14 protein-coding genes, 1 pseudogene and 1 riboswitch are annotated in these 19,850 nt (G+C 72.5%); of the genes and pseudogenes, 5 read left to right on the top strand and 10 right to left on the bottom strand.

Annotated elements, in window-relative coordinates:
* Positions 1 to 420 precede the first annotated feature (420 nt).
* Both F8568_RS31220 and F8568_RS31215 read left to right on the top strand, forming a co-directional pair.
* The gene (locus tag F8568_RS31220) at positions 421 to 2,037 is read left to right on the top strand and encodes a carboxylesterase/lipase family protein (RefSeq protein WP_151597269.1); all 1,617 of its coding nucleotides are present in this window, start codon (positions 421 to 423) and stop codon (positions 2,035 to 2,037) included.
* Positions 2,025 to 3,266: an MFS transporter gene (locus F8568_RS31215; RefSeq protein ID WP_160573815.1), complete on the top strand. Its 1,242-nt coding sequence runs from the start codon at positions 2,025 to 2,027 to the stop codon at positions 3,264 to 3,266. The genes F8568_RS31220 and F8568_RS31215 overlap by 13 nt, the downstream gene beginning before the upstream one ends.
* Before the next feature lie 207 nt (positions 3,267 to 3,473).
* Here F8568_RS31215 and F8568_RS31210 read toward each other — a convergent pair whose 3' ends face one another.
* The 8 genes from F8568_RS31210 to F8568_RS31175 form a co-directional block, all read right to left on the bottom strand.
* Complete coding sequence (locus tag F8568_RS31210; protein WP_236009581.1) at positions 3,474 to 5,594, bottom strand: nuclease-related domain-containing DEAD/DEAH box helicase; 2,121 nt, start codon at positions 5,592 to 5,594, stop codon at positions 3,474 to 3,476.
* A 177-nt stretch (positions 5,595 to 5,771) separates the two neighbouring features.
* Complete coding sequence (locus F8568_RS31205) at positions 5,772 to 6,368, bottom strand: RlpA-like double-psi beta-barrel domain-containing protein (protein ID WP_151597268.1); 597 nt, start codon at positions 6,366 to 6,368, stop codon at positions 5,772 to 5,774.
* A gap of 181 nt (positions 6,369 to 6,549) precedes the next feature.
* Positions 6,550 to 7,239, bottom strand: a complete 690-nt coding sequence (locus F8568_RS31200) for a CHAP domain-containing protein (protein ID WP_151597267.1) — start codon at positions 7,237 to 7,239, stop codon at positions 6,550 to 6,552.
* Positions 7,240 to 7,255: 16 nt separating this feature from the next.
* Positions 7,256 to 7,421: riboswitch (cyclic di-AMP (ydaO/yuaA leader) on the bottom strand.
* Positions 7,422 to 7,907: 486 nt separating this feature from the next.
* Positions 7,908 to 8,624, bottom strand: a complete 717-nt coding sequence (locus tag F8568_RS31195) for an ABC transporter ATP-binding protein (protein WP_151597266.1) — start codon at positions 8,622 to 8,624, stop codon at positions 7,908 to 7,910.
* Positions 8,621 to 9,376, bottom strand: a complete 756-nt coding sequence (locus tag F8568_RS31190) for an ABC transporter ATP-binding protein (RefSeq protein ID WP_202125571.1) — start codon at positions 9,374 to 9,376, stop codon at positions 8,621 to 8,623. The genes F8568_RS31195 and F8568_RS31190 overlap by 4 nt, the downstream gene beginning before the upstream one ends.
* Entirely contained in the window at positions 9,373 to 10,419 is a 1,047-nt protein-coding gene (locus F8568_RS31185; protein WP_151597265.1) for a branched-chain amino acid ABC transporter permease, read from the bottom strand. The genes F8568_RS31190 and F8568_RS31185 overlap by 4 nt, the downstream gene beginning before the upstream one ends.
* A 2-nt stretch (positions 10,420 to 10,421) precedes the next feature.
* A complete protein-coding gene (locus F8568_RS31180) occupies positions 10,422 to 11,309 on the bottom strand; it encodes a branched-chain amino acid ABC transporter permease (RefSeq protein ID WP_151597264.1) in 888 nt (295 codons plus the stop codon).
* Positions 11,306 to 12,532, bottom strand: a complete 1,227-nt coding sequence (locus F8568_RS31175) for an amino acid ABC transporter substrate-binding protein (RefSeq protein ID WP_151597263.1) — start codon at positions 12,530 to 12,532, stop codon at positions 11,306 to 11,308. Before F8568_RS31175 ends, F8568_RS31180 begins: the two co-directional genes overlap by 4 nt.
* Before the next feature lie 201 nt (positions 12,533 to 12,733).
* On the opposite strand from F8568_RS31175, the gene F8568_RS31170 reads away from it, so the two are divergent.
* Positions 12,734 to 13,447 carry a winged helix-turn-helix domain-containing protein gene (locus F8568_RS31170; RefSeq protein WP_151597262.1) on the top strand — a complete coding sequence of 238 codons (714 nt, stop codon included), beginning with the start codon at positions 12,734 to 12,736 and terminating at the stop codon, positions 13,445 to 13,447.
* Positions 13,448 to 13,484: 37 nt separating this feature from the next.
* A pseudogene (locus tag F8568_RS31165) lies at positions 13,485 to 14,852 on the top strand (ATP-binding protein); the annotation flags it as partial.
* A 40-nt stretch (positions 14,853 to 14,892) separates the two neighbouring features.
* Here F8568_RS31165 and F8568_RS48800 read toward each other — a convergent pair.
* Positions 14,893 to 15,843 carry a TAXI family TRAP transporter solute-binding subunit gene (locus F8568_RS48800; RefSeq protein WP_151597260.1) on the bottom strand — a complete coding sequence of 317 codons (951 nt, stop codon included), beginning with the start codon at positions 15,841 to 15,843 and terminating at the stop codon, positions 14,893 to 14,895.
* Between the two features lie 102 nt (positions 15,844 to 15,945).
* On the bottom strand, positions 15,946 to 19,176 hold the full coding sequence (locus F8568_RS31155; protein WP_151597259.1) for an FG-GAP-like repeat-containing protein: 3,231 nt from the start codon (positions 19,174 to 19,176) through the stop codon (positions 15,946 to 15,948).
* A gap of 232 nt (positions 19,177 to 19,408) precedes the next feature.
* Here F8568_RS31155 and F8568_RS31150 point away from each other — a divergent pair, with 232 nt between their 5' ends.
* Positions 19,409 to 19,825, top strand: coding sequence for a cold-shock protein (locus tag F8568_RS31150; RefSeq protein ID WP_151597258.1), 417 nt, complete (start codon positions 19,409 to 19,411; stop codon positions 19,823 to 19,825).
* Positions 19,826 to 19,850 lie beyond the last annotated feature (25 nt).

The raw sequence follows: 19,850 nt of genomic DNA, 5'->3' as shown, positions 1-19,850 counted from the left end.
GTGACCCCCAGGCCACGTCCGAGCCTTCCTGGAGCCGATAAGCCGGGAACAGCGCCGCCTCGCTGCCGGAGCGCCGGTGTGCCTGGGACTCCGGAGCCTTCGATGCCGCCCTCATCGGTGACGACACCGCCGGGAGTCCCCGGGCCCCACCTTGCTGATCAGCGGACGGGCACGAAGGGCGCTCAGGATCACTTGAATGGCGCTCAATCGCTTAAGTATTCACTCGCATGAAGGCGACGAACACTCGATCCTGATCACCTCTTCACGAATCCTTATCGCTCATTCCATTGACGCACGTCTGCGCGCTTTCTAGCGTCCGGCCTCGTCAGCGACCCCCGTACGACGACGAGGTCGGACGGTAGCCGACGCCAGGTGCTCACCTTCTCTGAACAACTGCCCCGGCAGTAGAAGGGTCTCGACGTGACGACGCCGCTTCGCCCATCCCAGCTCCTGACCACACCCGCTATCGCCCTCTCGCTGCTCCTGTTCGCGCCTCCCGCCGCAGCGGCAACCTCCTTCCCCGCGAGCCTGGCAGGGAGTGATCGAGGAGACACCGGCGCCGCTGTGCGCACGAAGGAAGGCGTCCTGCGCGGCGTGGTGAAAGAGGGGTACCGCGTCTTCAACGGCGTCCGGTATGCCGCCCCTCCAACGCGCTGGGGACGGCCTCGACCGGTCGAGTCCTGGAAGGGGACACGGTCTGCGGTCAAGACCGGCGCGGACTGCGCCCAGCCGGCGGTGTTCTGGCGACCGGGCCAGCCTTCCAGCACAGCCGAGGACTGCCTTTTCATGAACGTGTACACGCCGCGGAAGGCCACGGGCAAACGCCCGGTCCTTGTCTTCTTCCACGGTGGTGGAGGCATCAACGGCGCCGCGACCGACGTCGAGCCGGTGCGCATGGCACAGTGGGGTGACTCCGTCGTGGTCACCGTGAACTATCGCCTCGGTGTACTGGGTGGACTTGATCTGCCTGCCCTCGACGCAGAGACGGCCGGTGGGACATCCGGCGGGAACTATGCGAATCTGGACAAAGTGCAGGCCCTCAGGTACGTCAGGCGCAACATCGCCGCGTTCGGCGGCGACCCCGGCCGAGTGACCATCGCGGGCCAGTCGGCAGGAGCCGGAGCGGTCTGCTGGCTGCTCGCCTCGCCCTCCGCCGCAGGACTGTTCTCCGCAGCGGTCGTCCAGAGCGCCGGCGCGTGCGGGAACGCCCCGACGCGCGAGGAATCGCACACCGCCGGACTCCGATTCGCCGAGGCAGCGGGTTGCTCCGACCCGAACACAGCCCTGGCCTGCCTCCGCGGCAAGAGTGTCGCCGACCTCCTCAAAGTCCAGGCGGCCCAGGGCACCCGGGCCGGAACCGTGGCCGGTGGCGGCGACCTTCCGTTGCCGCCGAAGGACGCGTTCGCCACCGGGCGGTTCAACCGGGTGCCGGTGATCTTCGGCAACGTGCGGAACGAGGCACGCGCCTTCGTCTACGAGAGCAATGACATGATCGGGCAGCCGGTCACGCCCGCGACGTACATCTCCCAGATCCGGAGCACGTACGGGGATCGCGCGCAGCGGATCCTCGCGGAGTACCCGCTTTCGGACTACCCAGGCCCTGGCCTGGCCCGCGCCAAGGTGCAGACCGACGACCGGGTGTGCACGGCGCTTCCGTTCTCCCGATCAATCTCGCGCTACGCCCCCACGTGGACTTATGAGTTCCGCGACGAGACGGCGCCTCTGCGGCCCTACATGACGGTTCCGTCGTCATTCCCCATCGGCTCCGGGCACACCTCCGAAGTCCCCTACCTGTGGCAATCAGAGATCATGGGCAAGCTCAGCGAGCCGCAGTTGCGGCTGAGCCGAACCATGATCGGCTACTGGTCGCGGCTGGCGGAGTCCGGAAGCCCGCGCGCCCGGTGGCTGAACCAATGGCCGCGGTACGGCTCCGGCTCGGGTGAGAAGCGCCTTGCGTTCCTCCCTGGCGGCCGCACTCAGGTGGTGACCGGCGCCGACTACGTGGCCGAGCATCACTGCGGCATGTGGTTGAGCTGAGCAAGTCCGAACGCACCGGACCGTCCGAACGGCCCGGCGTGCCATGGCGTCTGATCGGCCCGACCGTCCTCGTCCCCAACCTGCTCAACTCCCTGGGCCAGAGCGCCACCATCACGGCCGTGCCGCTCGCCGCGTCCGCGCTGACACGCTCCTTCGCCATAGCGGCGCTGGTCGCCGCCTTGATAACGCTGGGGCAACTGGCCTCCACGCTCCCGGCGGGCTGGGTGGTCGACCGGTTCAGCGAGCGGACGGCGATGGTCGGCTCGACCGCCGTGACCGCCGTCGGTGGCCTGCTCGCCTACATCGGTTCGTCCATCCCCCTGCTCGGCTTGGGAGCAGCGCTGATCGGGGCCGGAGTATCGGTCTTCGCCATGGCCCGGCACGCCTGGATCACGGTCACCGTGCCCGTGCCCGTGCGGGGCCGGACCCTGTCCGCTGTCGCGGGCTTCACCCGGTTGGGCAATTTCCTGGGTCCGTTCCTAGCGGCGGCAGCCTTCCACGTCTCGGGCCGGTCAGAGGCCGCCTTTCTGGTGGTCGTCGGTACGTCGGTGGGGCTGCTCGTCCTTGTCGCCATCGCGCGGTTCCCCGAGAGCACCACACCGACCGGTGACCACGGTCGCCAGGGCGTGCTGGGCACCCTGTGGAACAGCCGCCGAACACTGTTCCAACTAGGGCTGACGGTGTCGGTGATCAGCTCCATGCGGACCGGCCGCCGGGTTCTCGTCCCCTTGATCGGAGTAAGCCTGGGGTGGGACAACGTGTCGACCGCCCTGCTGCTCGGCGTCACCGGCGCCCTCGACTTCGCGGTCTGCTACCTCGGCGGTTCGCTGGTCGACCGAGTCGGGCGGATTCACGTCGCCGTCGGCACACTCGTCGCGTTCGGCCTTTCCCACCTCGCAGCCGCCGTCGCGCTCGTCGCTCCCGCAAGCGACGTGGTGTACATCGCGGCCGTCGCCGTCATGTCGACGGCCAACGGAATCAGCGGCGGCCTGGTCCCCACGATCGGCTCCGACCTGGCCGACCCGAATGCGCCGGCCACATTCCTCAGCTCGTGGCGACTGGTCACCGATGCGGGCGGGTCGGTTGCACCGATCGCCGTCGCCGCCTTTGCCGGTGCCCTCGGCCTGGGCTCGGCCTGCCTGGCCATGGCGCTCACCGCTTCGGTAGCGGCAGGACTCCTCCCGAGATACGCCCGCCGACATCTCCGAACTCGACACCCACAGCCATGACGAGACAGTGCGCCGCTTGCGGCCCGCCCCCAGCCGGTTGCCCAGCCCGTCGATCTCGGCCTCGTTGAACCGGTGCAGCCGCCGCCGCACCTTCCGCCGACTTTGGGACCGCCCAATCAGGAACACAGCACTACGCGCCGACGTGGAGAGATAGGCGCGGGAGCCTTGCTGGTTCTCATATGGGGAGAGTTCCAGGAAACGTTCCCCCTACGAAGCAGGCCGGCGGGGTCCGTTGGGGTCGGTCGAGCCGAGCCAGAGCAGGTCGCGGGCGCGGGTCATGGCGACGAACAGCTGGCGGCGGGCCAGCTCCGCGCGTTCGCGGGACGCGGCGTCCGCATCGGCGGCGTCGGCGAGGGCCGCGTCGTGGTGCGGCAGGAAGACGTGCTTGAACTCCAGCCCCTTGGCCCGCCGGTAGGTGCCGAGCTTGACGGCCTCGACAGGCCGCCCGTCGTAGTTCTCCAGCCGCAGCACCGGAATGCCCGCGCGCGTGAGGAGCCGGTCGTAGCGGCCGATCTCCCTGCGCGAGGGGCACAGCACCACCGATCCGGCCCAGGCGCCCGGACCGTCCGGCTCCTCGTCCGCGAGCGTCTGGAGGGCCTCGACCAGCCTGCGGTCGTGCTCCTCGTCGTCCGCGGCGTCCACCCGGACGACCCGCCCCTCGTGGTAGGTGAGGTCGACGGCGCGGCGGCCGTTCGGGCTCGGGCCGTCCAGGTCGTCGAACGGGTCGCCGGACACCAGGTCCATCGCCGCCTCGAGGATCGACGATGCGTTCCGGTAGTTGGTGCGCAGCACGGCGCCCCGGCCCTTGACCGCGATCCCGGCGTCGGCGAGCCGGAACCCGCCCGGGTACACCGCCTGCTGCCCGTCGCCGATCAGCAGCAGCCCGTTGGGGCCGTCGCCCGCGAGGGCGTGCAGCAGCTTCACGCCGACGAGGGTGAGGTCCTGCACCTCGTCCACGATGACGGCCGAGTACGGCGGGTCGGCGGGCCGCTTCTCCAGCTCCGCGAGGGCGGCCAGCAGGACGTCGTTGAAGTCGCCGACGCCGCGTTCCTCGCGGAGCAGCTCGTACTCCTCGTAGAGCAGCCAGGCCGCCTCCCGGTGGGCGGGCTGCAGCGCGGTCCGGCGGCCGTGCCGGGCGACGGTCCGGTACTCCTCCAGGGAGGTCAGCCCGCGCCCCTTGATGACGTGGTCGATCTCCTCGCGCCAGTAGCCGGGCATCGGGTCGATCTCGGCGAGCGCGCTGTCGCGGCCGATGGTCATCCAGGCGCGGGAGAAGGCGTCGTCGGCGCGGGCGGCGTTCAGCGGCACCTCGGCGCCGCGCTCGGCGAGGAACGCCGTCGCCCAGCCGTGCAGGCTGGAGAACTCGACCCGGTCGGCGAACACGCCGGCCATCCGCTCGAACAGCCGGCGCTGCACCCGCGGCAGGTTGTTGACGAAGGTGACGTACAGGACGCGCTCCCGGCCGCGCCCGGCGAGATGGGCCGCCCGGTGCAGCCCGACGACGGTCTTGCCCGTCCCGGCCGGGCCGCTGATGCGCGCGGGGCCGTTCCAGTCCCGGCGCGCGACGGCGACCTGGTCCGGGTGCAGGAACGTCATCCAGCGCTCGATCGGCGCGTGCAGGAGCGATTCCAGCGCGGCCTTCTCGACCTCTTCGGTCTCGAACAGGGCGTCGCCGCCGTCGGCCGGGCCGGGGTCGCCGGTGCCGCCGGGCTTGAGCTCGGCTGGCTCGTAGGCGGGGAACGCCTCCGCGAGGTGCGCGGTGACGACGCCCACCAGCGCGGGCGTCAGCCGCCTCGGCTCGGCGATCAGCGCGTGGACGAGATCGGGATGGCCGAGCAGCCGGACCCGCCCCACGCGCGTGTCGAGGCGGTGCCCGGCGAACGCCATGACGGGGACCAGCGCGACCGGCGACAGCCCGAGCGCCGCGACCTGCTCCTCGGCGGTCCGGGTCATCGCCAGCAGCTTGCGGACCTCCTCGTCGCGGGGCGTCCCGCCGGCCGAGAGCCGCCCGCCGCCGACGACCGGACGGTCGTGCCAGCGCTTGACGTCGATGACGAACACGCCGGCGGGCCCGATGAGGATCATGTCGATGTTCGCCGCGCGGGTGCCCGGCCAGCGGCGGTCGACGAGCAGCCGCCAGCCGACCGCGGTCAGCCCGACGAGGGTGGCGGCGACCGCCCGCTCGGCCTCGGCTGCGGCCTCCCAGCGGCCGGCCAGCCGGTACGCCTCGCGGGACCGCCGGGCCAGTTCGAGCGCCTGCTCGCGGGCGCGCCGCCCGCGCTCCCCTGCCGAACCGCCCGCCGCCATCGCCCCGCCTTCGCTCGGCATCCGGATCCCGCCAAGAAGTTACGCTCATCCCCGATCAGCGGCAATTGCCGCCGGATGTCCCGGCGGCGCGGCCCCTGCCGAACGCGACGGACCCCGCTCTCGTCCATGGGACGGGAGCGGGGTCCGCGGTTGGGGGGTCCGGGGGGCGCCTAGGAGGGGATCACCGGGCGGGCCGGATCAGCCGAGGGGCTTCGGGGCGCCCTTCGTGCCGGCGCCGTGGCCCCAGGACAGCACCTGGTACTTGACGCCCTTGAGGTGGCCCTGCGAGGTGCCGGTGTCGTACTTGCTGGCCGGCTTCTTGCCGTCGACCAGGGTCCGGAAGGTGTAGGTGTCGAGGTCGAGCATGACGCCGCGGTGCGACGGCTCGCCCGGCCCGCGGTCCCCGACGAAGCCGGTGACGCTGTGGCCGTTGTAGCTGACCTTCACCTTGGTGTTCATGGGCCAGCTCGGGCTGGCGAACATGCCCTTCTGCATCGGCTTGCCGCTCGCCGGGGCGCCGGTGTCGCCGTTCACGCCCGACCCGTCGTCCCAGAAGTAGGACGCGGTGGTGCTGCCCGACAGGACGGCGTGGGTCTTCGGAGCGGCCTTGCCGGTGGTGTGGTGGGTGGTCGCGGTGTGGTGCCCGGTCACCTCCTGCGAGGTGGCCTTGTGCGCCATCGGCTTGTCCGCCGGGGCGCCGTGGGCGCTCTCGACCGCCACGCCCACGACCAGCATGCCCGCGAGGGCGGTACCGGTCAGGGCGGTCAGGGCGGTGTCGATGGCTCGCTGCTGCATGTTCATCCTTCGCTCGGTGGTCCGGGCGCCGGGTCACGCCGTCGGGCGTGAGGGGTCACGCCGTTCGGGCATGACGGGTCCGGCGCACGGCACGTGGCTGTGATCGCGCGGGGGATGGAAAGGGAGGGGGGAGCACCGCTAGGCGGGTGCGGGGGAAGGGGGGCCGCTGTGCGGCCCGGGCTCACCGGTACTCGGGGTAGCCGTAGCCGGCGACGGTGGAGGTGTCGCGGACCTTCTGCTTCACCGCGTCGCCGGTGTTGCCCTCGATGGTCTTGATGGTGCCGTCGTGGTTGTCCTTCACGACGATGCCGACATGGTCGATGCCCTTGATGCCGCCGCCGTTCCAGGCGAAGAAGACCACGGCGCCGGGCTTCGGGGTCTGGCCGAAACGGCCGGTCTTCTTGAACCACTGCGCGTGGCTCACGGTGTAGGCGTCGGCGCCCATGCCCTTGGCACCGGTGTTCTGGCCCAGCCAGGACACGAACATGTCGCACCAGGACTGGCCCTTGTAGACCGAGGCGCTCTTGGCGCCGATGCGATGGGCGTTCTGCTCGCCGAGGGGCGAGTCGATGTACCAGTTGTTGAACTTGCTGTTGCCCGAGGCGTCCTCGTGGGTGCCGATCTGCGTGCGGGCGAGCTTGATGACGTCCTGCGCGGTCGCGCCGGTCTTGGCGCCCTTGGCGTCGGACTTGGCGCCGTTGGCGTCGGCCTTGGCGACGGCGGCGACGTGCGCGGTGTTCGCGGGCTTGGTGTCCGCGTGGGCGGACGGGGCCAGCGAGGCGAAGCCGAACGCACCGGCCAGGGAGAGGACGGCGCCGGCGGCGACGCGGGTGCCGATGCGCTTGGTCAGGTCGAACGTACGAGCGGTCATGAGAAGGGTTCTCCTGAGGTTCTTCCAGTCCGCCTACCGGGTTAGCTGTCGGGTTCGGGCGTGGAAGTGGCCCTACCGCGGCCCCGCTGCGCGCGGGGGTGCGGATTCACCCCGGTGTTTCGGTGGGTCCCCGGCTCCGCGTGGCCGTGATCGGCGCGCTGCGGACTCGGCGGAGGACGTGCCTTGATCGGCCGTCCTGATGATCAGGGACTCTGATGCGCCCTTCGTGATCTGATCGGGCGCTCCGGACGGGCTTCCCCGTCGGTCACACATCCACAACAGGTTCAAGGGGCCCCATATTTCGTCAAGCACGCCCCAAGCACCCGGCCGACCCGCAAAGACCTCCCAAAACTCCCTCCACGCAAGGGCTGCGGTCCAGTTCTCCCCGGCCAAAAAAAGTTCGGGACGATCTCCACGGGCCGGGATCCGGGCCCGTGGATCACCCGTCGGAGTGGCCCGGGCCACCCCCTGGGCAGGGGTTTCGCCCCCTTCCGGGCCCCCAGGAAAGCCCCACCGGGCGGCCAGGAAGCAGCACTGCCCCAGGCCCCGCAGGCCCTGGCGGGCCCCTGGGGCGGGCTTTACGGAAGGGCCCCAGAGGAAGGGCGACGTAAAGCGGGGCGCGCACCGGCGGCCGGTGCGCGCCCCGCTCCCCAGCAGGGGTCCGAAGGTCAGGAAACGGGCGCCTGGGGCGGGTCCCCGCCCAGATAGGCGCTGCGCATGCGCGGGTCGGCGGCGAGCTCCGCGGCCGTCCCGGACAGCCCGATCCGGCCGAGCTCCAGCACGTAGCCGCGGTCGGCGACCTCCAGGGCGGCGCCCGCGTCCTGCTCCACCAGCAGGACGCCCGTCCCGCTCTCGGCGATCCCGCCGAGCCGCGCCAGGATCTCGTCGACGACCAGCGGCGCGAGGCCGAGGGACAGCTCGTCGATCAGCAGCAGCCGCGGCCGGCCCATCAGCGCCCGCGCGATGGCGCACATCTGCTGCTCGCCGCCGGACATGCTGCCCGCGACCTGGTTCAGCCGGTCGGCGAGCCGCGGGAAGATCTCCAGGACCGGGCCAAGGTCGGCGTTGCGCGGCACCCAGCCGCCCAGCCGCAGGTTGTCCCGGACGGTCAGCCCCGGGAACAGCCGGCGGCCCTCCGGGACGTGCGCGACCCCGGCCGCCGCGACGTCCTCCACGGCCACGCCGATCAGCTCGCGGCCCGCCACCCGGACCGACCCGCTGCGGTCCGGGATCATCGCGGTGACGGCGCGCAGCAGCGTGGACTTGCCGGCGCCGTTGGGGCCGACGAGCGCGACGATCTCCCCCTCGTCCACCGACAGGGACACCTCGTGCAGCACCCGGACCCGGCCGTAGCCCGCGGTGAGCCGGTCGATCTCGAGCATCATGAGGGGTTCCTTCTGGTGTACCGGTGGCCGAGATAGGCCTCGATGACGCGTTCGTCGCCGAGCACCTCGTCCGGCGGGCCCTGGGTGAGGACGGCGCCGTGGTGCAGCACGAGGATCTCGTCGGAGACGGCGGCGATCGCCTGGACGATGTGCTCGATGACCAGCAGAGTGAGGCCCTCGCCGCGCAGCTCGTCGATGAGCCGCAGCGCCGGGTCGATCTCGGCGGGCCGCAGCCCGGCGAGGACCTCGTCCAGCAGCAGCACGCGGGGCCGCAGGGCGAGCGCCTTGGCCAGCTCGAGGCGGCGGGCGTCGGCGACGGTCAGCTCGGCGGGCGGCAGGCCGCCCTTGCCGCCGAGGCCGACCCGCTCCAGCACCCGCTCGGCCTCCTGGCGGGCGCGGGCGCGCGAGCGGATCCGGGCCGGGCCGAACATCACCGCGACGGTCACGTTGTCGGCGACGGTGAGCCCGCGGAACGGCTTGACGATCTGGAAGGTCCGCGCGACGCCGGCGTGCGCGATCCGCCACGGCCGGGCGCCGGTGAGGTCGGTGTCGCCGATCAGGACGGACCCGGCGGTCGGCTTGAGATGGCCGCTGATCAGGTTGACGAGGGTGCTCTTGCCCGCCCCGTTCGGGCCGATCACGCCGAGGACGCGTCCGGCGGGCAGCGCCAGGTCGACGCCGGAGACCGCGAGCAGGCCGCCGAACCTGCGCTGCAGCCCGCTGACCCGCAGGACGGGGGTGTCGCCGCTCACAGCCGGTACCTCCGGACGTTGGACAGCAGGGAGAAGTCGCGGGTGCGGACCGCGTCCCGGGCGAAGTTGACGACGCCCTGCGGCAGCAGGATCACCGCGATGATGATCAGCGCGCCGAGGGTGAGGTCGTGCGCCTCGGGCAGGTGCTGGCGCAGGTACTCCGAGGCGATCGCGATGCCGGCGGCGCCGAGGATCGGCCCGAGCACCGTGCCGGCCCCGCCGAGCACCACCATCACGATCATCAGGACGGTGATGTCCACGTCGAACAGCCGCTGCGGGTAGATCGTGACCTGCTGGAACGCGTAGGCGGCGCCGGCCGCGCCGGTGAGCGCGGCGGACACGGCGAACGCGACGGTCTTGGCGACGGTGGTGTTGACGCCCATCGCGGCGGCGGCGTCCTCGTCCTGGTTGACGGCGCGCAGCGCGTAGCCGGTGCGGCCGCGCGAGACGAGCGCGACGACGACGGCGCAGACCACGGCGAGGCCGAGGAACAGCAGGTAGAAGCCGTCGTTGCCGAGCCACGGGGTGACGGCCCGGTCGCCGGTGGACGGGATCGTCGCGCCGGATCCGCCGCCGGTCCAGCGGGGGACATTGGTGACGAGCTCGCGCAGGCCCTCGGCGACGCCGAGGGTCGCGACCGCGAAGTAGTGGCCCTTGAGCCGCAGCAGCGGCAGCCCGATCACGGCGGCGAACACGGCGGCGACGACGGCCGCGGCGGGCAGCGCGATCCAGAACGACAGCCTCGCGTGGACCATGAGGATGACGGTCGTGTACGCGCCGAGGCCGAAGAAGCCGACCTGGCCGAAGCAGGCGTAGCCGGTGTAGCCGCCGATGAGGTTCCACGCCGCGGCGAGCGCGACGAACATGAAGACGGTCGTGACGGTCCGCTCCTGCCCGGAGTAGAGCTGGCTCTGCAGGCCGAGGCAGCCGAGGACGAGCAGGGCGCCGCCTCCCCACGGCCACCAGGCGGGCAGTCGGGGGCGGCGGCCCCGGGCCGGACGGGTCGTGTCCGCGGCGGGCGCGGCGGTGCTGGATTCGGCCATGGTCACACCTCGACCCGGGAGGAGTAGAAGGCCCGGCCGGCGATGCCCTCGGGCCGGACGGCCAGGACGGCCACCAGGACGGCGAACGCGACGGCGTTGACGAGGGTGCCGGGCAGCAGCTGCCCGCCCCACGCCTCGACGAGGCCGAGGACCATGCCGCCGATCAGCGCGCCGTACATGTTGCCGAGCCCGCCGAGGACGGCGGCGACGAAGCTGAACAGGGTGAAGCGGCCGGCGTCGGCGGGGTTGAAGGTGCCGACGGCGCTGACCGCCGCGCCCGCCGCGCCCGCCATCGCGGCGGCGAGGCCGAAGGTGAGGGCGTAGACGTGCCGGGCGCGGATGCCCATCAGCCGGGCCGCGCCGCGGTCCATGCCGGTGGCGAGGATGGCGAGGCCGGTGCGGGTGCGCCGCATGACCGCGACGAGGGCGAGCGTGAGCAGCAGCGCCACGACGGCCGCCAGCAGCCGCCCGACCGGCACCCGGACGCCCGACATCAGCGCGAACCCGTCGGCGGCGTAGCCGGTGGTCACCGAGCGGTAGTCGCCGGAGTAGATCAGGATGAGCCCGTTGACCAGCAGCAGGTTCAGGCCGAAGGTCAGCAGCAGGGTGATGAAGATCGGCGCCTTGACCACCAGGTTGATCAGCCCGCGCTGGACCAGGTAGCCGGCGGCGAACAGGGCGGCGGCGACCGGGACCATCGCGGCGAACGGGTCGAGCCCGATCCGCCGGTTCAGCTCGAAGGCCAGGTACGCGCCGACGAGGACGAAGGACCCGTGCGCCAGGTTGATCACGTTCATCACCCCCCATACCAGGGAGAACCCGACGGCGATCAGCGCGAACAGGCCGCCCTGCAGCAGCCCGTACACGGTCGCCTGGAGGAACTGGCTCATGACCGGTTCCCCGGCCAGATCAGCGGGGCCTCGGCGGCGTCCTTGGGCCAGACGGTGACGGGCTTGCCCTTCTGCACCTGGACGACCTGCATGGTCTTGGTGAGGTTCTGGCCTTCGGGGGTGAACTTCAGCGGCCCGAAGAAGGTCGGCTCGTCGAGTGCGGCGAGGGCGTCCCGAACCTTGTCGGGGTCGGTGCCGCCGGCCTTCTCGACGGCGTCGACCAGCGCGATGCACGCGGCGGTCGCCTCGGCGCCGTGGTACTCGGGGGCGCGGCCGCCGAACATGGCGGCGAACTGGGTGGCGTAGTCGGCGGCGGTGCCGATCCACTTGTCCTTGCCTGCCGTCTTCGCGGTCCACTGGGTGGAGCCGAGGACGTTCTCGGCGTCGGCGCCGAGCGACTTGGCGAAGTCGGGGGTGGGCGGCGCGACGGTCTCGGCGAACCCGCCGGACGGCCGCACGCCGAGTTCCTTGGCCTGCTTGATGATCGCGATGCCCTCGGCGACGTGCACCGACCCGACGATGACGTCCGGCTTCATCGGCTTGATCTTGGTGAGCGCGGCGGACACGTCGGAGGTGCCGCTCGGGAAGTACTCGGTGGCGACGACGGTGAAGCCGAGCTTGCGGGCCTCGTCGGCGCCGGACTGGGCGACGGTCTTGGAGAACCCGTCGTCGGCGGACAGGAACGCCATCGTGCGCGGCTTCGGCGTGGCCATCTCCGCGATCGCCTGGACCATGGACGCGGCGTAGGAGTGCGCCGGGGACAGCGCGGCGAAGGTCCGCTTGTAGCCCTTCTGGAAGATCTTGTCGTCGGCGCCGGAGCTGTCGGCCATCACCTGGCCGTTGCGCTCGATGACGGCGGCGGCGGCCTCGGTGGTCGCCGAGCCGTACGGGCCGAGGATCAGCTTGATGCCCTTGTCGTTGAACTGGTCGACGATCTGGGCGGCGGTGTCGGGCTTGGACGTGTCGTCCTGGTACTTGATGTCGAGCTTGAGGTGCTTGCCGCCGGCCGCGACGCCGCCCTTGGCGTTCACCGCCTTCTTGCAGAGCTCGTAGCCCTCCTTGGTCAGGCCGCCCTCGCGGGCCAGCGACCCGGTCAGCGACATGGACGCGCCGATCGTCAGCGTGTCCGCGTCCCCGCCGCTCTGCTTCTCGCCCTTCGATCCGCATCCGGCCGCGATCAGCGCCACCGCGGCGGCCAGCGCCGCCGCCTTCCTGGTTCGCATCGGGATCCGCCTGTTCCTCTCGGTCCGGGACGGCCGGCCATCCGCCCCGTCGAAGGCGCGGCCCGGAGGCGCGGTGCGCGCCCTTGCCGGGAAGGTAGGCGCGCGGCGGGCCGGGGCCGGAGAGCGGAGCGGCAAATTTGAGAAACTTCTAGGATCTGCCCCGTAGGCAGGGGACGCCCGGCTTTTTACGCTGTCTGCACCATGCGAATCCTTCTCGTCGACGACGACGACCGGTTCGCCGACGCGCTCACGGTGGCACTGCGCCGGCAGGGCTTCGAGGTGTGCCGGGCGGCGACCGGGGCGGCGGCGCTGGCCGCGCCGCCCGCCGATCTCGTGCTGCTGGACCTCGGCCTGCCGGACCTGGACGGCATCGAGGTGTGCCGGCGGCTGCGCACCGGCGGCGACGTGGCGATCATCGCGGTGACCGCGCGGGGCGAGGAGCGCGACCGGGTGCTCGGGCTGCGCAGCGGCGCGGACGACTACCTGGTCAAGCCGTTCGGGATCGCGGAGCTGGCCGCCCGGATCGACGCGGTGATCCGCCGGGTCCGGCCGGCCGCGCGGCCGGTGGTGGTGGCGGCGGGCGGGCTGCGGGTCGACACCGCGCGGCACCAGGTCACCGCCGCCGACGGGTCGCCCGTCGCGCTGACCCGCAAGGAGTTCGAGCTGCTCGCGGCGCTCGCCCGGCAGCCCGGCCTGGTCGTCACCCGGGAGCGGCTGCTGATCGAGGTGTGGAACGGCGTGTGGCCGGGGGCGCGGCGCACCCTGGACGTGCACATCGCGACGCTGCGCGCCAAGCTCGGCGACCCGGCGCTGATCAGGACGGTGCACGGGGTCGGGTACCGGCTGGCCGTCGAGGACGACCCGCCTCCGCGGGCCGCCGCTCCGGCCGCGGGCAAGGCGGCGAGCGACCCGTGATCACCTCCCGGCCACCCCGGGCCGGGAGGTGAGCGGCATGCTGCGCCGCATGCTCGTGCTCTACGCGTCCCTGCTGCTGGTGGTGCTCACGGCGCTGGAGGTGCCGCTGGCGATCGCGTTCGCGGGCCGGCAGACGCAGAACCTGTTCATCGACCAGCTCAACGACACCGCCCGGTTCGCGTCGCTGGCCGAGCCGGCGCTGCGCAGCGGCGAGACGGTGACGCTGCGCGCGGAGCTGAGCCGCTACGACGCCCTGTACGGGATCGCCGCCGCCGTGGTCGACCGCAACGGCGAGGTCGTGCTGTCGTCGCGGGCGGGCGCCGACATCGGCCGGCGGGCGGGCCGGCGGCTGCGCGACGCCCTGTCCGGCGAGCGCTCCGACGTGGACGAGGTGGTGTGGCCGTGGCGGAAGGGGCCCCTGATCGTCGCGGAGCCGGTGGGGCTCGGCGGCCGGGTCGTCGCCGCGGTCGTCACCATCGCGCCGACCACGCAGGTGCGGGCGCGCACGGTGCGGCGGTGGTCGGAGCTGGCCGCCGCCGGGCTCGGCGCGCTGCTGGTGTTCGGGCTCGCGGCCGTCCCGCTCACCCGCTGGTTCCTGCGCCCGATCCGGGAGCTCGACGTGGCGACCGGGGAGCTGTCGGCGGGCCAGTGGCAGGCGCGGGTCCCGGTGACGACGGGCCCGGCGGAGCTGCGGCGGCTCGGCGAGCACTTCAACGAGATGGTCGCGGCGCTGGGCCGCGTCCTGGAGCAGCAGCGGTCGTTCGTGTCGTACGCCGGGCACCAGATGCGCAACCCGCTGGCGGCGCTGCGGCTGCGGGTGGAGAACCTCGCGCCGCACGTCCCGCCGGGCGGGGAGGACGACCTGGCGCTCGCCGTCGACGAGGTGACCCGGCTGAGCCGGATCCTCGACGGGATCCTGGCGCTGGCGCGCGCCGAGGGCGGCAACTACCCGATCCGCGTGGTCGACTGCGGGCGGGTGGCCCGGGAGCAGGTGGACGCGCGGCGCCGCGTCTCCCCCGGTGCGCGGATCCGCTACCGGGGCGCGGCGCACGCCGCCGCGTACGCGGTGCAGGGCGGCGTCGGGCAGATCGTGGAGGCGCTCATCGACAACGCCGTCAAGTTCGCGGGGCCGGGCGCGACCGTCACCGTCACCGTGTCCCGGCCGCGCGCCCTCCCCGACGCGCCGGACGCCCCGGTGGTCGGCATCGACGTGGTGGACGACGGCCCGGGGATGCCGGAGGCGGACCTGGCCAACGCCACGCAGCGGTTCTGGCGCGGCGCCGGCCAGCAGAACGTGGACGGCACCGGGCTGGGGCTGAGCATCGTCAGCGTGCTCGCCGAGGCGTCCGGCGGGCGGGTGGTGCTGATGCCGGCCCGGCCGCGCGGCCTGCACGTCCAGGTCGTCCTGCCGGCGGCGACGGGGACGGGGCCGCCGCCGGGGCCGCTCATCCCTCGCCCTTGGTCTCCCGGTAGTAGCGGATCGCCCCGGGATGCAGCGGCAGCGGATAGGTCGACACCGCCGACCTCCGGTCCAGGTACAGGGCCGCGGGGTGGGCCGCCGCCAGCTCGTCCCGGCGGGTGAACAGCAGCCGGGTCAGCGCGTAGGCCCGGTCGTCGGGCATCGAGGCGTTGACGACCAGGTAGTTCGGGACGCCGATGGTCTGCACGGGCCCGTCGAGGCCGTAGGTCGAGGCGAGGATCGACTGCTCCTCGTAGAACGCCTGGTACTTCTTGCGGAGCGGGGCGGCGTAGCCGGCGAGCTCCACGAGCCGGATGGGCATCTGCTTCGCCAGCTCGACGATCTGCGGGATCGGCAGCCCGCCGGAGAAGAAGAGCGCGTCGATGCGGCCGGCGCGCAGCGCGGCGGCGGCGTCCGCGAGCTGGGTCCGGCTCGCGCGGACGTCCCTTCCCGGGTCGAGCCCGGCGACCGTGAGGAGCCTCGTGGCGATCAGCTCGGTGCCGGAGCCGTCCGCGCCGAGGGACACCCGCTGCCCGCGCAGGTCGGTCAGCTTGCGGATGCCGCTGTCAGCCGCGACGACGAGGTAGGTGTAGTTCTCGTAGAGGCGGGCGAGGGCGACGACCGGTTCCTGCTTGGTGAAGGGCGGCCGGCCCTCGAAGGCCAGTTCCGCCGAGTCGGCGAGGGTGAAGGCTACGTCGGCGCGTCCGGACGCCACCAGCCGCAGGTTCTCCACCGACGCGGCCGTGGCCAGCACCTCGGGGCGCGCGCCCGGCAGATGGGTCGCCGCCGCCCGCGCGATCCCCTGGCCGTAGGCGTAGTAGACCGCCTTCCGGCCGCCCGCCGCGATGACGAGGTGCCACGGCCGCACCGGGCCGCTCCCGCACCCGGACACCGTGGACAGCAGCGCCGCAGCGACGAGGACTATGACCCATCTCACAGCGGCTAACCGTACGCGCGGCCGGGGGCGGAGGACATCCCTTGCGCCGGGCGAAAGCGCAAGTCAGCCGGGTCCGGCCGTTCCTTCGGAGGAGGCGGCCGGTCAGCGGAGCGGTCCGTAGCGGCCCGTGCGCCGATCGTCGTGATGGTAGGTCGGCCATTCGGTGGCCGCCGCCCTGCCCCGCGTCGTCCAGGCGAACAGGTAGCCCTCGCGGGTGGTGGCGACCAGGTCCGTCCGGCCGTCGCCGTCGAGGTCTCCGGCGGACGCGGACCACACCGTCCAGCCGCCGGTGAACAGCGGGAAGCCGGCGGCCTGGCCGGTGGAGCCGAAGGCATGCAGGGTGGAGGTGTCGCCGCCGCCGATCACCTCGGCGCGGCCGTCGCCGGTGACGTCCGCGATGATCGGCGCGCCCAGGAAGGCCAGGCCGGTGCGGCGCTGCGGGAACCCCGGGACGGGCAGCGCCGTGGCCGCGTCGTAGCCGCGCTGGTAGTTGCCGATCGGCTGCCCGCTGCCGGGGAACAGCAGCGCGGCGACCAGGGACGCGGCGCCGGACCCGCCCTCGGTGTAGCTCAGCCGGTTCAGCGGCCCGAACCGGCCGAACGCCCCGGACGTGGTGAACGAGAGCGGCACGTCGGCGGGCAGGTTCCCGCCGAGCACGGCGGACGGGTCGAGCGCGGGGTTGGCGAGCGGCCCGTAGTCGCGCAGGATTCTGCCGGTTCCGGAGATCAGGTAGGTGGGGCCGAAGGAGGGGCCGGTGGCCACCTCGTCCTTGCCGTCGCCGTCCACGTCGGCCGTGACGGGCTGGTTGACGCCCTCGGTGATGAACTCCTGCGCGCTGCCGTAGAACGTCATGACCGACGCCATCCGGACGGGCCAGCCGGACACGGGGGCGCCGTCCGCATGGTAGGCGAACGCGTAGTTCGCGCCGTAGAACTGCTCCCCTCCGCCCTTGCTGTCCGACAGTTGGGACCGGACGACGATCTCGGGCCTGCCGTCGCCGTCGAGGTCGGCGACCGCCGGGGTGCCGGGCAGCTTGTGGTCGTCGATCCGGACGTATCCGCCGGGCGGCGCGTCGCCCGTGCGCACCTCGACGGGCCATCCCGGCAGGTCGGAGCCGTCCGGGCGCCACGCGTGGAGCCGGCCGTCCCAGCCCGCCTGAACGACGTCGAGCCGCCCGTCGCCGTCGAGGTCGGCCAGGACGGGCGAGGCGGTCGCGCCCTGCACGGGCAGCCGCGTGTACTTCAGGGCGGGACGCGGGATCGGCGGCGCGGTCACGCCGGTGCCGGCGGTCCTGGGCCAGCCGGGCAGGAGCCGTCCGGACGCGTCGAAGACGTAGGTACGGCCCGTCGTGCTCGTCGCGACGACCTCCTGGTGGCCGTCGTGGAGCAGGTCGCCGATCGCGACGGGCGCGACGATGGGCTCGTGACCGGGGTCGATGCCCGGATACGCGTGCTGCGGGACCGTCGGCCGCGTGGCGGCCGGCCACCCGGGCAGCTCTTTGCCGGACGCGCCGTCGAGCGCGTGGACGCGGCCGTCGCCGTCGCCGTAGACGATCGCCTTCCGGCCCTGCAGCTCGGTGATCGCGGGCTGGCTCTCGTTGCCGACGCCGAGCCTGCGGGGGAATCCGGCGCGCAGCGCGGGGTCGTGGTGGACGGCGATGGCGCGCCGCTCCTCCGCCATCCGCCCGGACGCGTCCCACACGCGGAGCCGCAGCGTGACCGTGTACTGCTCGCTGGCCGATAGCGCCTTGTCGTTCGACAACTTGTACGGGGCATTCCACAACGACTTCGGAACCTGGGACAGGTCAAGAGTGCCGATGTGACCGTCGTGGGGTGAGGTGCCGGAGCCGGAGCCGGCCTTGCGGAACGCGGCGCCGGACGGCTCGATGCCCGGCGCCCAGTCCAGCTCGTACCGGTACCCGGACGAGCGCGGCGCGGCCACGTACCCGGTGACGTCGACCGACTTGGCCGTCACCGGATCGTGGAGCGAGTACCAGTCGGGCCCGGTGATCGTGCCGACGGGCGGAACGTTCCCGTCCTTCACCGCCTGCATGGCCTTGGCGACGTTCGGCCGCCCGTACCCGTACTGCCGGTCCCATCCGGGCTTCCCGGGCCAGGGCAGGGACGGGTCGTCGACGTCGGAGGCCGTCGCGCGCAGCACCTGGACCGCCTCCTCGTTCGTCAGCGGCCGGCCGACCTGGATCCCGTACGACAGCAGCAGCCCGAACACCCCGCCGGTCGTCGGCGTCGACTCCGACGTCGACCCGCCCTGCGTGGCGACGGAGAACATCGCCTTGGCACCGAACGACGTCTCGTCCGAGCGGGTCCGGTAGGTGGTGGTGAGCGTGTTGGCGAGCGGGTCCGGGACCCCGGCCGTGTTCGGGACGAGCCCGTTGCCGGGGATGACGTGGGGCCAGAACATGCCGCCCTGGTGGTCGGTGGAGTCGAAGTCGTTGCTCGACTCGACCATGACGATGCCGTCCCGCCACAGCTTCTCGACGGTCTGCCGCATGTAGGAGGAGTAGCCGAGGTCCGCGGTCGTGCTGACGATCACCTTGGCGCCCATGTGCGCCGCGTACAGCCACGCCTGCGCCAGGTCGTCGGTCCGGTCGAGGGCCTCCTGTCCCGCGCGGACGGGTAGGATCCGGCAGCGCGGGCACACCCCGGCACCCTGCACGCCGTTGTTCGTCTGCGCGGCCAGCGTCTTCATCTGACTGTTCGCGTGCCCGTAGGTGGAGTCATAGGTGGCGGGGTCGTTCTGGTGCTCGTAGAAGTCCCAGCCGGAGACGTCGTCGGTGAAGCCGTTGCCGTCGTCGTCCTTTCCGTTGGAGAACGCGGCGATCAGGTCTTCGGGGTCGGTGCGGCCGTTGCCGTTGGCGTCCTTCACGCGCGGGTCGCCGGCGTAGTCGGCGGCGGTCACCACGCCGTCGCCGTCCTTGTCGTAGGTGGACGCTCCCTCGGGCTCGGGCAGTTCGCCGGTGTTGAGGAAGACCTTGTCGGCCAGTTCGGCGGCGTCGCTGTTGTGCCAGTTGATCCCGCCTTCGACGTAGGCGATGACGACGTCCGGCGATCCGGTCGTGTAGTCGCGCCACGCCTTGTCGACCGACATCCCGGACGCGTTCTCCGGGTCCTTCGCGTTCGGCGCGCACTTCGGCATGAACGAGTAGAGCGCGTGCTGCTCCCCGTTCACGCCCTTCCCGCACCCCTGCACCTCGGCGCTCGCGTAGTCCGGATCGTCCGGCGGCGACGCGGGGAACCCGCCCTCGGCGAACGCGGCGGGCGCCCAAGCCAGCAGGCCCGCCACGAGGATCGACATCACCGGCCGCACGCGCATACCAGGCTCCCGACGTCACCACGGGCACGGAACCCGAATATCCCTCACCTTCACCGCCGCGCCTACTCACCCCGATGGCACAAGAACCTTCACCCGCGCCCCCTTGACTCGCGGCCTGAATCAGGCGTCCCGGGCGGTGACGCCGGTTCCCGGGGTGCGGGGGACGGGCGCGCTAGATTGGGAACAGTACTTCTGGCTCGTGTTTCGCGGTGTGGAGAGTTGGTCGGTTCTGGTGCGTACTGGACGGGTTCTGCGGTTCGACGGGGTGCGCGGCTACGGGTTCATCGTCCCCGACGGCGGCGGTGACGACGTGTTCGTCCACGCCAACGAGGTGCTGGACGACAAGTCGGGCCTGACGCCCGGCGCGACGGTCGAGTTCGAGACGGTCGACAGCGAGCGGGGCCCGAAGGCGTTCGGCGTCCGCATCCTGTCCCGGGCACCGTCCTCGTCCTCGTCGGCGCCGCGGCAGTCGTCGTCCTCCCAGCTGCTGGACGAGGGGCTCTGCGACGTCCTCGAACCGGCCGAGCTGCGCGAGGACATCACCGAGCTGCTGCTGTCCGGCACGCCCGACCTGACCGGCCGGCAGATCGTCAGCATCCGGGAGAGCTTCCTCGGCTTCGCCAAGAAGCACGGCTGGGTCGAGGCCTGAGAGCGGCGGACCCGGCCTCCGGCAC

Origin of the sequence: Actinomadura physcomitrii (genome assembly GCF_008923205.2) — a bacterium.
GTDB classification, from domain to species: Bacteria; Actinomycetota; Actinomycetes; order Streptosporangiales; family Streptosporangiaceae; genus Spirillospora; species Spirillospora physcomitrii.
The sequence above is the reverse complement of the archived record's forward strand: the minus strand, read 5'-3'. Positions and strand labels throughout refer to the sequence as shown.

Bases quoted from the DNA above. Each gene is read 5' to 3' on its own strand.
- F8568_RS31210 (WP_236009581.1), bottom strand. From the start codon at position 5,594: ATGCCGAGCGAAGGCGGGGCGATGGCGGCGGGCGGTTCGGCAGGGGAG.
- F8568_RS31205 (WP_151597268.1), bottom strand. From the start codon at position 6,368: ATGCAGCAGCGAGCCATCGACACCGCCCTGACCGCCCTGACCGGTACC.
- F8568_RS31200 (WP_151597267.1), bottom strand. From the start codon at position 7,239: ATGACCGCTCGTACGTTCGACCTGACCAAGCGCATCGGCACCCGCGTC.
- F8568_RS31195 (WP_151597266.1), bottom strand. From the start codon at position 8,624: ATGATGCTCGAGATCGACCGGCTCACCGCGGGCTACGGCCGGGTCCGG.
- F8568_RS31185 (WP_151597265.1), bottom strand. From the start codon at position 10,419: ATGGCCGAATCCAGCACCGCCGCGCCCGCCGCGGACACGACCCGTCCG.
- F8568_RS31180 (WP_151597264.1), bottom strand. From the start codon at position 11,309: ATGAGCCAGTTCCTCCAGGCGACCGTGTACGGGCTGCTGCAGGGCGGC.
- F8568_RS31175 (WP_151597263.1), bottom strand. From the start codon at position 12,532: ATGCGAACCAGGAAGGCGGCGGCGCTGGCCGCCGCGGTGGCGCTGATC.
- F8568_RS31170 (WP_151597262.1), top strand. From the start codon at position 12,734: ATGCGAATCCTTCTCGTCGACGACGACGACCGGTTCGCCGACGCGCTC.
- F8568_RS31155 (WP_151597259.1), bottom strand. From the start codon at position 19,176: ATGCGCGTGCGGCCGGTGATGTCGATCCTCGTGGCGGGCCTGCTGGCT.